We start from the raw sequence: 13,683 nt of genomic DNA, 5'->3' as shown, positions 1-13,683 counted from the left end.
ATTAACCCGCCTTTTTTAAAAACTCATATGCGGACTGAATATCCTGACTTTTCCGTTTCGCCACTTCCATCATATGCTCAGGCAAGCCCTGAGAGACCAGTTTATCAGGGTGATGTTGTGCCATTAATTTACGGTACGCACGCTTTATATCTTTGTCATTTGCATCATTAGAAAGGCCTAACATGGCAAGCGCTTGTGTCTTTGAAAGTGTTGAATCAGGCTGTACAGTCCTGTTTTGTTGAGAATATTGCTGCTGGCTTTGTTGAAAACGCTGCTGTTGTTGACGAAAGCTAAACTCTGCTTGATAGCGTTTCAACATAAAACGAAAATGTGCCGTTGAAATACCTAAATATTGACTCACTTTCTGTAGTAGCTGTTTTTCTTGTGCTGCCAAATGACCATCAGAAAAAGCCATTTGGATTTGGATTTCTAAAAATAGCTGCAATAAATCATAACGCCGAGCAAACACTTCTTTAAAGTCTTGAATCGCCTCTTTGAGTTTAAACTCAGACTCTTTACCCGCCCTAAATGCACTTTGTGCCTCTTGTCTATTTTCCCCATGTAAGCCCATTTCATCCATAAATACTGTTGCAGCTTGAATATGTACTTCGCTCACTCGCCCATTAGACTTAGCAATATGTCCCATTACAGCAAAACAGCTAGAAAAAAACAAAGCTTGGCGTTGATGTAAATCATCACCACTAAAAAAGCCTTGAAAACCACCTACTTTATCAAAGTTTTGCTTTAAGCTTCTGTCGAACATATGTCCCAGCCAAAAGCCTAATATCGCACCAATCCAACGGCCAAACATAAAACCAAAACAAGTACCTAACAGCTTTCCCCACATAATTATTGCTCCTGCTTTCGGTTTATTTCCAGCAAACGCTCTGGAGTACCAATATCACTCCATTGCCCTAAGTACAGCTCTGTTGATACCCGACCTTCGTCCAAGCCGGCTCTTAGCATCGGCCCTAACGGCATAAATTCAACATCATGAGAACTAAAAAATGCTTTTTGATACAAACCAATACCTGAAAATGTATAGTGCTGCTGGTTATTTACTTGATGGGCTAAACAAAAGTCTCCCTCGGGGTTATGAACAGGGTTTTCAACTAAAACGATGTGTGCCTCTGCATGATTCAGCACTAACTGAGTTAAAGCGTTCACATCATAATCGGTAAATATGTCGCCGTTGAGTACAATAAACTTATCCTCAAACTCACATAACAAATTCATGGCATTAATGATCCCACCAGCAGTTTCAAGTCCACCTTCCGGTTCGTTGGTATAGCAAATATTTACACCAAATTGTGACCCATCCGAAAAATACTGAGTGATTTTTTCGCCTTGCCATGCAAGGTTTATAACAATATCAACAATACCCGCGCGCTTTAAACGTTGAATGTGATACTCAATTAACGGCCGTCCAGCAACTTCTAACATGGGTTTTGGGAGGTTAGCAGTCAAGGGCATCATTCTCTTTCCGCGCCCTGCTGCAAGGATCATTGCTTTTATCATGTGTTGCAACTCAGCTTAACTTCTACTTTTGGTATTATCTCATGGCGCAACCAAGTTGCAAGCCACTGAAATGACTCGTAACACTTTGCCACATCTTCAATATATTTAAGGGTTGGAATAATATCTTTTAAGTAGCCAGCTTTTTCATCTCGTAACAATAAACGACAAAATATACCTGCTGCTTTTAAATGTCGTTGCATTCCAGTCATATCAAAATAATAACAATACTGTTCAAAAGACATACCAGATAAAAGCTGAGCATCGCCTAAAATTTCAAAACTTTTTAAACGAAGCGTATTAAACTCCTCTTTTGGCAATTTTAAATAACAATCTCTCAGTAAAGATACCGCATCGTAAGTAACAGGTCCTTGCACTGCATCTTGATAATCTATCAAAGCCCAACCCGTGTTAGTATGCATAATATTACGACTATGAAAATCGCGATGCATGGTAACTTGAGGCTGAGCCAAAATCGCATTCACTAAATAAGACTTACTTGCTTGGAACGCCTTAGAAGGTAATTCATCGCGGCTTAAAGCTAGCCATTCGCATACTAACCACTGCCAAAAAATATCTATTTCCAAACTAATAAATTCAGCATCATAGGCTTTCATGAAAGGAGATTCTAAGGTTGTTGCGATATTAGGCAGCAGAGCAAGAATTTCACAGTAATCGGTATACCGGCTGGATAAATGAACTCTATCAGCCAAGTGTTCTTTACCCAAATCTTCTAACAGGATTAAACCTTGCTCTGTGTCGGCATGTAAAATCTTAGGTACTTTTATGCCATTGTTTAAAAAGTTAGCATTCAGCGCTATAAAAGGCTGGTTATCCAACTTACTGGGGTCTGAGTCCATTAAAATATAATTCTGTTCTCTACACGACACTCGATGATAACAACGGAAGCTTGCATCACTGGTTATAGCGATACATTGAAAGTCTTCATTTTTAAAATACGACTGTAAAAAGCCCGTGTATAAGCTTTGTCTATTTTGCCTTTTTGTCACAAAATTCCACTCTTAATTACTGTATTTCGCCAAGTTTTACTTTATCATGTCTTGCTTATATATAAACAACGGCGTTCAAGGTTAATAAATGAGCAAAGCATGGGGCGTTATCGCAACTGTAATTTTCAGTACCAACGCGATAGCTGAGTCAGAGTTTACACCTAAACTATGTGGCCAGCACTTGCAACCTTTAGCATGGCAACCTTTAAGCTCATTACCTAACAATGCCATTGATATTCAAGCCGATGATGTTGAGATGCAAGGCAAAGATAGTGCTGAGTTTTCAGGTAATGTCGTTATCAACACTAATAAAATGTCGCTATTTGCAAGCAGCGCGCTCATTGATAAAAAACAAGGTTTACTTAATGCGACAGGCCCTCTTCGCTATCAAGACCTTTTTAGCGACGTAAATGCCAACGCACTATATGCTGATTTAGATAATACTGAAATCAGCTTACTCGGCGCTGACTACCAATTAACACAACAACTCGGTCATGGTGGAGCTGAAAAGCTGTCAGCATCACAAAGCAAAATATCATTAATTAATTCAAGTTTTACCACATGCCCTGCACAGCAACCATTTTGGGAGCTAGAAGCTGATAGTATTACTTTGTCAAAGTATGAGGGGTGGGGTGAAACACGTAACGCGGTATTAAAAATACTCAACACACCCGTGTTATATATTCCTTATTTTACGTTCCCTATTGATGATAGACGTAAATCTGGATTGTTAATGCCTAAAATAGCACCTTCGAGCCGTTATGGCTTAGAGATTGTATTACCTTATTATTGGAATATAGCACCTAATTTTGACGCAACTTTATCACCCCGCTATATGTCAAACCAAGGGGTGCAATTAAACAGTGAATTTCGCTATCTAACAGAGCAACATACCGGCCAACTTGGTATTGAGTTTTTAGAAAAAGATGACTCAGAGCCTCATTTAGACGAGCGATATTTAGTTCACTGGAACCAACAAAGTTACCTCAGTGATAACTGGCGCTTACGTTTTGATATAACTAACGTAAGTGATGATAATTACCTCACTGATCTTACTTCTGAGTATGCAAATGAAACCGGCACGCAGCTCGATAGAACCGCAGTATTAAGTTATTTAGGCGAGCATTGGTTAACAGATATAAAGCTACAAAACTTTGAAGTTCTCGGAGATCATACAGAATCTTACGCCGCATTACCGCAGATTACTTGGCGAAACCGAGAGGCATACAATGCCCTAGGACTTGATTTTAACTTGCAAGGTGAGTTTAGCTACTTTAGCAATAGCGAACTATTAATTGAAGAAGCTTCACGCTTTCATATAGAACCCAAAGCAAGCTTTAGCATTAACAACACCGCATGGTCGCTGCTAAGCGAAGTAAGCCTTTTACACACGCGTTATGAGCAAAAAGGTGATTTACAAAACACCGTGTATAATTTTGATGTTTCAAGGACTATGCCCAAAGTTCGTATTCATGGACAGCTTAATTTTGAACGTGATACCCAGCTTTTCTTACTTAATGGCACGCAAACACTTGAGCCTCAAGTTCAATATCTGTATACGCCAGAAAGAAACCAAGAAAATATAGGTTTATTTGATACGACAAAAATGCAAGATGACTTCTATGGCCTATTTCGAGAACAACGCTTTTCGGGTGTAGATAGAATTGCTCAAGCAAACCAAATTACACTTGGTGCAACCACTCGAATATTTGATGATAGAAATCAAGAGCGTTTTAATTTCAGTGCTGGACAAATTATTTATCTAGAAGATGGTGTAAAACCAAGTGCACAAAGTTTTGATAACCAAACAAACTATAATGCCTTGTTTGCAGCCCAAACCATGATACATTGGCACAGGCGTTGGTACTTCTCTGCTGGCATACAGTATGATGCAGACGCAAAAGAACTCATAGAATCACATACCACGTTGGATTATAAAGGTGATAATAATAAGCTAGTTCAATTGAACCATCGTTATGCAAGCGATGTCTCAGGGTATGAAATAGATCAAGTTGGCTTGTTTAGCAGCTTACCAATTAATGATAATTGGCAGATGATCGCAAGCTATCACCGAGACTTAACAACCGGACGAAGTGTAGAAGTATTTGCCGGCGTGCGCTATGAAAGTTGCTGCTGGGCAATTCAATTAACAGGTAAAAGACAGATTGAAACCGACTTAAATCGTACCATACACCAAGATGACGCACAGTTTGACTCCAGCATAGGTATAAGTTTTGTACTTAAAGGCTTAGGTGGTAAGTCAAACTACGATATTGAACAAGTACTACAACAAGGCTTGTTCAGCTATCGCCGCCCTTATTTTTTGAATAATTAATAAATATTAGAACATTATGAATTTTAAAAAGCTGTTATTGGTTGCCCTCGTTGGGCTTAGTATTCACCAAAATGCGTTCGCTGAGCGAGTGCAAATTGATAAAGTAGTCGCCACTGTAAATGATGGGGTTATTTTAGAAAGTGAAGTGGATCAAATTATTACACGCGTAAAAGAACAAGCTAAACAACAAAGTACAGAGCTACCATCCGATAAGACCCTGCGTATTCAAGCCGTAGATCGCTTAGTGGATCAAACGCTTATGCTACAGTTAGCTGAACGTATGGGGATGGAAATATCTGATGCGCAGCTTGATCAAACTTTGGCAAACATTGCATCAGAGCAAGCTGGCACCATTGCTGATTTAAGAAAAACAGTTGAAGCCAGCGGCGAGAGTTTTCAAGAATATCGAGAACAAATTCGCAAAGAAATTACCATCAGCCAAGTTAGACGCGCGAATGTCGACCGCCGTGTATACATCAGCCCACGTGAGATAGCAAACTTACAGAAAATCTTATCTGAGCAAACAGGCAGTTCTGAAGAGTTCGACTTAGGTCATATCTTAGTTAAAATTCCAAGTAAAGCGACACCTGAAGAAATTGAGGATGCGGGCACGCGTGCCAATAAAGTAATCGAATTTTTAAACGAAGGAAAAGAGTTTAAACGCATCGCGATTGCATCCTCTAGCGGCCCAAAGGCATTAGAAGGTGGACAACTAGGCTGGATGAGTATAAATGAAATGCCATCACTATTTGCAGAAGCTGTTAAAGGAAAGAAGAAAGGCGACATTATCGGTCCTGTTCGCTCTGGTGCTGGTTTTCATGTATTAAAAATCCAAGACATTCGTGGCCGTAAAGTTGTAGAAACCACAGAAGTACGCTCTAGACATATACTAATCAAACCATCAATTATTCTCAGCGAAGAAAAAGCCAAGCAAATGCTAACTGGGTTTGTTAAAGACCTACGAGCCGGCACCGCTGACTTTGCAGAACTAGCCAAAGAGCACTCAGAGGATCCGGGGTCTGCACTTAAAGGTGGTGAGTATGATTGGACTGACCCAACAACTTACGTCCCAGCTTTTACTAAAGCGCTTTCCTCATTAGAAAAAGATGAAATAAGTGAACCATTTAGAAGCAGTTTCGGTTGGCATATTGTTCAGCTTCTTGAAAAACGTGTTGCCGATAAAACAGAGCAAGCAAAGCTCAACCGTGCACACGGTCTACTGTACAATCGAAAGTTCAAAGAAGAAGCCTTTAAATGGCAAAGTGAAATTAGAGAGCAAGCTCACATCGATGTTTTTGCCACAGAGTAAGTAGATACGTTATGACATTAAGAATTGCGATTACGCCGGGTGAGCCTGCAGGTATTGGTCCTGACTTAGTTATTAAACTTGTACAAAAAAGCTGGCCTGTGCAGCTTGTCGCAGTTGTAGACAAAACAGTTATAGAACAACGTGCCAAAGAGCTTGGGGCGAGTATCACAATGTTAGAGTTTAACGCTGATGATGAGCCCCAACCAGCTCCACCAGGCTGCTTATATTACTTACAAGTAAATAAAGGCGGTGCTGTAACACCTGGCATACTAGACGAAATAAATGGTCTATACGTGTTGGAAACTCTGCGTTTGGCATCTGAAAAAAACATGGATGGTACTTTCGATGCAGTGGTTACAGGCCCTGTACATAAAGGTATTATCAATCGAGCGGGTATCTCCTTTAGTGGGCACACTGAGTATTTTGCACAACAGTCAGGTACATCAGATGTTGTGATGATGCTTGCTACTGAGGGACTAAGAGTTGCACTTGTCACAACACATATCCCTCTAGAATATGTGTCTAGAGCCGTAACTAAAGAACGCTTAACTAAGGTTGCCTCAATACTTCATGACGATTTAAAAAATAAGTTTGGAATTGATAAGCCAAGAGTGTTGGTTTGTGGCCTGAACCCGCATGCAGGTGAAGACGGCCATTTAGGGAAAGAAGAAATAGATACCATTACACCTACACTGAATACGCTTAACCAACAAGGTATGAACTTTATCGGTCCATTGCCCGCAGATACTTTATTTCAAGCTAAATATTTAGATAATGCCGATGCGGTACTCGCTATGTATCACGATCAAGGCTTACCTGTGTTAAAATATAAAGGATTTGGTAACTCAGTAAATATCACACTGGGATTACCCTTTATTCGCACCTCGGTTGATCACGGTACTGCACTCGATTTAGCAGCAACTAACGATATTGAGGTGGGTAGTTTTGATTTAGCTATTCGCGAAGCTATTAAGCTCGCCACTGAAAAAGCACAGAGTTCATGACAGACAAAGTACACTTAGGCCACCGTGCCCGTAAACGTTTTGGTCAAAACTTTTTAAACGATGATATGATCATCGATAAAATTGTTACCGCCATAGACCCAAAACCTGCCGATCATTTAGTCGAAATCGGCCCAGGCCTCGGTGCCATTACAGAACCAGTTGTTGATTTAAGTGGTCACCTTACAGTTGTTGAACTAGATAAAGATCTCGCAGAGCGTCTAATTCACCATCCGTTTATGGGACCCAAGCTTACCGTTCATCAAGGCGATGCCATGAAGTTCGATTTTTCTAGCTTAATTAAAGGCGATGAGAAGCTTAAAATTTTCGGTAATTTACCTTACAACGTCTCTACACCGCTGCTGTTTCACTTATTCGAATTTGCAGACAATGTAGAGCACATGCATTTTATGCTGCAAAAAGAAGTCGTAAAACGCATGGTTGCAAGCCCTGACTCTAAAGCGTTTGGTCGCTTAAGCGTCATGACTCAGTATTATTGTCATGCAATGCCGGTGATTGATGTACCACCAGAGTGCTTTAAGCCTGCACCAAAAGTAGACTCTGCTGTTATTCGTTTAATCCCAAAAAAGCCAGAGCAACGCAGTGCTAAAAGCACTAAAATTCTAAACACAGTTTGTTTAGAAGCCTTTAATCAACGCCGCAAAACGTTACGTAATAGTTTATCTAATTTACTAACAAGCGATGAAATGGCACAATTGGGTATAGATGCATCTAAACGCGCTGAAAACCTATCCCTTGCACAATTTATAGATATAGCTAATTGGATTTATGACAACAAGCAGTAATATTGGCTCACCGATTAAAGTTTCTGTAGAAACTTTTTATGTAGAAGCCCAGTCACAGCCTGAAAAAGACAAATTTGTATTTGCCTATACAATCACTATCAAAAATCATAGTTTGTGTAGTGCCAAACTTTATAGTCGGTATTGGTTAATTACTGATGCAAACGGTAAAGAAACGGAAGTAGAAGGTGAAGGCGTTGTAGGAGAAACACCAACCATTGGCCCTGGCGAAAGCTATAAATACACCAGTGGCGCAGTACTGGACACCCCTATTGGCACCATGCAAGGCCATTACGTTATGCGTAACGAATTTGGCAGTGAATTTGAAGCCCCGGTTGCCGTATTTCGTTTAGCCTGTCCAAACATTTTACACTAGCTTTATTATGGCTCAATATGCAATTGGAGATCTACAAGGCTGCTATAAACCATTTATGCAGCTTTTAGATATTGTAGATTTCAACCCAAGCCAAGATCACCTCTATCTAGTAGGAGATATTGTTGCACGAGGGCCTGATTCACAAGCTTGTTTAGACTTTTTGTGCGTTAACCAAAATGCCATTACCATTACACTAGGCAATCACGATCTGCACTTTTTGGCCTGTGCGTACCTAAGCAAAGCCCCCAATGCTAAAGACAGATTAGAAGGCGTATTTGCCAGTAAAAAATTGCCACAATATATATCGATGTTACAAAGCCAGCCATTAGCTATTTTTTTACCAAAGCTTGATACATTTATATCTCATGCAGGAATACATCCTAATTGGAGTATTCAGCAAGCTTTACAACTTGCTGACTTTGCAAAACAATGCTATCAATCAAAAAATAGCATGAACTTTTTTGCAAACATGTATGGCCAATGTCCTAATGGTGAATTAAACGAGCTAAGTCAGTTTGATAAATTCAAAACCATTGTCAATGTGTTTACACGTATGCGCTTTGTTGACAAAGATAATCAATTGGATCTCAGGCATAAAGGTCCTGCTGAGTCATCTGATAGCTTAAAACCTTGGTTTGCAGATAAACGCTTTGCGCAAGATACAACTCGCTATGTTTTTGGACATTGGGCAGCCCTTGAAGGGAAAACTAACTTAAAAAATGTGATTGCTTTAGATACTGGATGTGTGTGGGGTGGCCCGATGACATTAATGGATTTAACATCAGGTGAGCATTTTTCATGCAAATGAGGTAAACTTATCTGGTTTTACTGAATTTTTTAAACGTATCTGCTATAAAATACTTAACTTATCCTTAATGTGACCGATAAGTTATTCAATCCTATTAGTAAATTTATGGAACCTGTATGAACTTGACTGTTAGCCAAAGAATTTGGGGTGGTTTTATTTTTATCACTCTTTTACTGCTGTTAATTGGCGGAAACTCGTTGCTACGGATTGCAAATATCGATAGCTCGACACAACAGGTCAATCGACTATCTCTGCCCGCGCTAGATAAAAGCTCAGAACTGCAAGTTGAATTTTCATTGATGAGCAAAATGGCACAAGGCACTTTTTATGCGCAAACACCTGCTGAGCTGAATAATTTAAAAACCCAGTTTGATAAAAGACAAAGAGCGTTTGAAAAAACCTACTCCCAATTAAAGCAAGTTGTACAAGATAGTCCTAAATTGGCTAACAATGCACGCGATGTTGGGAAAACCTTTGCCACTTTTTCTAAATCTGTTGCCAGCTTAAAAAAAGATAAGGCACTTGAACTTGAGTTGCGTAAAACGCTTAAGTCACAATTAGAAGAAATAGAGATAAGTGCTGAAGATGCCACCACGGTGGTTTTGGATATTATTGACCTAGATGAGTTAAAAGAGCAAAGTACACGCGCTTACCAAGCTGCAACTAGTATGGAAAATAACTTTTCATCTATGGTAACTAATAGTACTGACATGCTAACGATTACTAACTTGAACACACTCTCTATCGTTAAAAAAGATCAAGAATATTTAATTGGTGAGCTTGCACGTAATATGGACCTAATGAAAGGCCCAGTATTAGCACTAGATGCTGACTTATTTGCAGATTTAGAGTCGTACTATGGCGCCCTTGAAAAGCAAGTAACAGGTAATCAAAGCTTATTTGAAAACAAAAAGCGATTGATTAATGCCATCGACATGACTCGCAAGGAATTACAAGATTCTGAGCAAACTACCCAAGCAGCTTTAAAACAGCTTGATGAGCTACTAGACGAAGCAAGTAAAGTTGCATTCAATTTGCAACAAGACGTGCGACAAGATGTGAATGCGGCAAATCTATGGACTTGGGTTGGCATGATAGTCGCGACCTTAATCGCCATTGTTGTGGCCTATATTACTGTCAACTTAATTACCAAGCCACTATCTGAAGTCAATCGAGTTTTAACTATTGTTGCCGGTGGTGACATGACTCAGAAGTTAGATGACTCTGCTCGGGATGAGTTTGGTGAGCTATCTCGTAGCTGTAATACCTTGATTAGTAGTTTACGTGAGCTAATTACAGGCATCGTCTCTCGCTCCACACAACTTGCTGCAGCGTCTGAAGAAACATCAACCATTACCAATGAATCAAGCCAAGCGATTCGTAACCAACAGGCGCAAGTTGAACAAGCGGCTACTGCAACAACCGAAATGAGTAGTACCTCGCACGGTGTGAGCAACAGCGCACATCAAGCATTGCTTGAGATAAAAAATGCGGATAAAGAAGCTGAAAGAGTTAAAGGTATTTCTTACGATAATAAACATACCATTGAACAACTTGCAAAAGAGGTAGATGAAGCCTCAGGCGTTATCAATAAGCTCCATCAAGACAGTGCATCTATTGGCGGTATCTTAGATGTGATCCGTGGTATTGCTGAACAAACGAACTTGCTAGCGCTCAATGCAGCGATTGAAGCAGCCCGAGCTGGTGAACAAGGCCGTGGTTTTGCTGTCGTTGCAGATGAAGTTCGCTCATTAGCGAGCAAAACGCAAGAATCTACGCAAGAAATTCAGTCTATGATTGAATCACTCCAAGCGGGTGCCGAAGAAGCAGTTAGAGCCATGTCTAAAGGCAAACAGCAAGCTGAATCTTGTGTAGAGAAAAGCGACCTTGCAAACGATGCGCTAAACTCAATTACGCAAGCAGTATCACAAGCGCATGATGTGAGTGAAGAGATATCCAATGCAGCCAACGAGCAGCAACAAGTTGCACAAGAGATCAGTGAGCGTCTTGAGTCTATTGTATCTATTGCCGAGCAAACAGCTGAAGGTGCCAGTCAAACGTCAATTTCAAGTAGTGAAGTGGCAAAGCTGGCAGAAGAGTTACGTCAATCGGTTGAGCAATTTAAAGTTTAGACTGGTAAAATTTATCGGATTCTTGATAAGCGCCTTAATGGCGCTTTTTTAGTGCAGTTACTATAAGCTAACCCCTGCTCTGGATAAGCGAATTTGCCCAATAAATAATTTGAGTTATACCACACATAGTATTAAACGCAGCTTATGAGTCATAAAGTTCGCTTGAATATTCAATGCTTAATAAAACTGGTATTAGTGCAAACTGCAACTTTAATCTTTAGCAAATCTTGGGTATAAAAAACCCGCCGAAGCGGGTTTTTACATCATTGTTTATGTCTAACAATCTACTGTATTCAGTAGAGTGCGATTAAAACAAGCTGTTTGCTTTCGCTACCACGTTTTCAACGGTAAAGCCAAAGTGTGCAAATAATTCATTTGCTGGTGCTGACTCACCAAAGGTGCTCATACCAACAACGGCACCATTTAAGCCTACGTACTTGTACCAGTAATCTGCAATGCCCGCTTCAACTGCAACACGACGAGATACTGCACTTGGCAGTACACTTTCTTTGTATTGTGCAGATTGCGCATCAAATACATCAGTTGATGGCATAGACACAACGCGTACCTTTTTACCTGACTCGCGTAACACCTTGGCAGCATCAACCGTCAATTGAACTTCTGAGCCAGTAGCAATCAGAATAAGCTCAGGGTTTTCGTCACAACTTAGTACGTAACCGCCTTGCTTAATTGCTTGAACTTGCTGCTCATCACGTGCTTGCTGCTCTAAGCCTTGACGAGTAAAGATAAGTGACGTTGGACCGTCTTTGCGCTCAATCGCTTGCTGCCATGCAACAGCTGATTCAACTTGGTCGCACGGACGCCAGTTTACTAAATTTGGTGTTAGACGCATGCTGGCAATTTGTTCTACTGGCTGGTGCGTTGGCCCATCTTCCCCCAAACCAATTGAGTCATGTGTATATACAAAAATGCTTGGCTGCTTCATCAGTGCAGCCATACGAACTGCATTACGTGCATATTCCATAAACATTAGGAATGTTGCACCATAAGGCACAAACCCTTTATGCAGTGCAATACCATTCATAATGGCAGACATACCAAACTCACGTACACCGTAAAAGATATAGTTACCTGAGGCATCGTCTGCAGTTAGGCCTTTTGACTGATCCCATAATGTTAAGTTAGAACCCGCTAAATCTGCAGAGCCACCCATAAATTCAGGTAAAATAGGGCCGAATGCATTGAGTGCATTTTGCGATGCTTTACGTGTTGCAGGGTTCGCTGGATTAGCTTGCAATTGCGCAATGTACCCTTGCGTATGCTCCTGCCAATTTGCTGGCAAGTCACCTTTCATTCGACGTTCAAATTCAGCGGCCAGTTCTGGATACTCAAGCTGATATTCTGTGAATTTAATTGTCCACTCGCTTTGCTGTTGCTGACCACGCGCTGTGGCATTCCACTTGGCATAAATATCTTCAGGAACTTCAAACGCACCATGCGTCCAACCTAGAAACTCACGCGACGCTTTAATTTCATCATCACCCAATGGCGCACCATGGCAATCATGACTACCAGACTTATTTGGAGAGCCATAGCCAATCACCGTTTTACAACAAATTAATGTTGGCTTATCTGACTCAGCACGCGCCGCTTCGATAGCAGCGGTAATTGCGTCACTATCGTGACCATCTACACCGGCAATAACATGCCATCCATAAGCTTCAAAACGCTTTGGTGTATCATCGCTAAACCAACCTTCAACTTCGCCATCAATAGATATGCCGTTATCATCCCAGAACGCGATTAGCTTGCCTAAGCCTAGCGTACCTGCCAACGAACATGCTTCATGCGAAATCCCTTCCATTAAACAACCGTCACCTAAAAAGGTATAGGTGTAATGATCTACAATGTCATGCTCGCCACGATTAAATTGGGCTGCGAGCGATTTTTCAGCAATCGCCATACCAACTGCATTAGTTATGCCTTGGCCTAATGGACCAGTTGTTGTTTCGATACCTGGTGCATAACCATATTCTGGGTGACCTGGTGTTTTTGAGTGCATTTGACGAAAGTTTTTCAAATCATCAATCGATAGCTCATAACCACTTAAATGTAGCAAAGAATAAATCAGCATTGAACCATGCCCGTTTGACAATACAAAGCGGTCTCTGTCAGCCCATTGTGGATTACTTGGATTATGCTTTAGATAATCGCGCCAGAGTACCTCTGCGATATCCGCCATACCCATAGGGGCGCCAGGGTGACCAGATTTGGCCTTTTGAACCGCATCCATTGACAGAACACGGATTGCATTTGCAAGTTCTTTGCGAGATGGCATGAATTCTCCTACCTTTAAAATTTATTTGTGCGCGGGTCTTGAAAGTGCCCATTCTTACTTATTTTCACTCTAAACTGCAATGGTAATTCCAATAA

The 13,683-nt window shown here is 40.7% G+C and carries 11 protein-coding genes; 7 read left to right on the top strand and 4 right to left on the bottom strand.

Annotated elements, in window-relative coordinates; all coding sequences use genetic code 11:
* Nucleotide 1 precedes the first annotated feature (1 nt).
* The 3 genes from djlA to OCI93_RS12045 are packed head-to-tail and all read right to left on the bottom strand — an operon-like array spanning nucleotide 2 to nucleotide 2,525.
* Nucleotides 2-847: a co-chaperone DjlA gene (gene djlA / locus OCI93_RS12055; RefSeq protein ID WP_261594392.1), complete on the bottom strand. Its 846-nt coding sequence runs from the start codon at nucleotides 845-847 to the stop codon at nucleotides 2-4.
* A 2-nt stretch (nucleotides 848-849) separates the two neighbouring features.
* Nucleotides 850-1,515 (bottom strand): N-acetylmuramate alpha-1-phosphate uridylyltransferase MurU, encoded by a 666-nt coding sequence (gene murU, locus OCI93_RS12050; protein WP_261626514.1) that lies wholly within the window; start codon nucleotides 1,513-1,515, stop codon nucleotides 850-852.
* A complete protein-coding gene (locus OCI93_RS12045; RefSeq protein ID WP_261626492.1) occupies nucleotides 1,515-2,525 on the bottom strand; it encodes an aminoglycoside phosphotransferase family protein in 1,011 nt (336 codons plus the stop codon). The genes murU and OCI93_RS12045 overlap by 1 nt, the downstream gene beginning before the upstream one ends.
* 88 nt (nucleotides 2,526-2,613) lie before the next feature.
* Here OCI93_RS12045 and lptD point away from each other — a divergent pair, with 88 nt between their 5' ends.
* The 7 genes from lptD (at nucleotide 2,614) to OCI93_RS12010 (ending at nucleotide 11,289) form a co-directional block, all read left to right on the top strand.
* The gene (lptD, locus tag OCI93_RS12040) at nucleotides 2,614-4,860 is read left to right on the top strand and encodes an LPS assembly protein LptD (RefSeq protein ID WP_261626491.1); all 2,247 of its coding nucleotides are present in this window, start codon (nucleotides 2,614-2,616) and stop codon (nucleotides 4,858-4,860) included.
* Nucleotides 4,861-4,876: 16 nt separating this feature from the next.
* On the top strand, nucleotides 4,877-6,169 hold the full coding sequence (surA, locus tag OCI93_RS12035; RefSeq protein WP_261594395.1) for a peptidylprolyl isomerase SurA: 1,293 nt from the start codon (nucleotides 4,877-4,879) through the stop codon (nucleotides 6,167-6,169).
* Nucleotides 6,170-6,180: 11 nt separating this feature from the next.
* A complete protein-coding gene (gene pdxA, locus OCI93_RS12030; RefSeq protein ID WP_261626490.1) occupies nucleotides 6,181-7,173 on the top strand; it encodes a 4-hydroxythreonine-4-phosphate dehydrogenase PdxA in 993 nt (330 codons plus the stop codon).
* Nucleotides 7,170-7,976 (top strand): 16S rRNA (adenine(1518)-N(6)/adenine(1519)-N(6))-dimethyltransferase RsmA, encoded by an 807-nt coding sequence (gene rsmA, locus OCI93_RS12025; protein ID WP_261594397.1) that lies wholly within the window; start codon nucleotides 7,170-7,172, stop codon nucleotides 7,974-7,976. The genes pdxA and rsmA overlap by 4 nt, the downstream gene beginning before the upstream one ends.
* Nucleotides 7,960-8,349, top strand: coding sequence for a Co2+/Mg2+ efflux protein ApaG (gene apaG, locus OCI93_RS12020; RefSeq protein ID WP_261594398.1), 390 nt, complete (start codon nucleotides 7,960-7,962; stop codon nucleotides 8,347-8,349). The genes rsmA and apaG overlap by 17 nt, the downstream gene beginning before the upstream one ends.
* 7 nt (nucleotides 8,350-8,356) lie before the next feature.
* The gene (locus OCI93_RS12015) at nucleotides 8,357-9,157 is read left to right on the top strand and encodes a symmetrical bis(5'-nucleosyl)-tetraphosphatase (RefSeq protein WP_261626489.1); all 801 of its coding nucleotides are present in this window, start codon (nucleotides 8,357-8,359) and stop codon (nucleotides 9,155-9,157) included.
* A 116-nt stretch (nucleotides 9,158-9,273) separates the two neighbouring features.
* Complete coding sequence (locus OCI93_RS12010; RefSeq protein WP_261594400.1) at nucleotides 9,274-11,289, top strand: methyl-accepting chemotaxis protein; 2,016 nt, start codon at nucleotides 9,274-9,276, stop codon at nucleotides 11,287-11,289.
* Nucleotides 11,290-11,596: 307 nt separating this feature from the next.
* Here OCI93_RS12010 and tkt read toward each other — a convergent pair whose 3' ends face one another.
* Nucleotides 11,597-13,588, bottom strand: a complete 1,992-nt coding sequence (gene tkt / locus OCI93_RS12005; RefSeq protein ID WP_261594401.1) for a transketolase — start codon at nucleotides 13,586-13,588, stop codon at nucleotides 11,597-11,599.
* Nucleotides 13,589-13,683: the final 95 nt, after the last annotated feature.

Origin of the sequence: Pseudoalteromonas holothuriae (assembly GCF_945859825.1) — a bacterium.
GTDB classification, from domain to species: Bacteria; Pseudomonadota; Gammaproteobacteria; order Enterobacterales; family Alteromonadaceae; genus Pseudoalteromonas; species Pseudoalteromonas holothuriae.
This window is presented reverse-complemented; position numbering and strand designations above follow the sequence as displayed.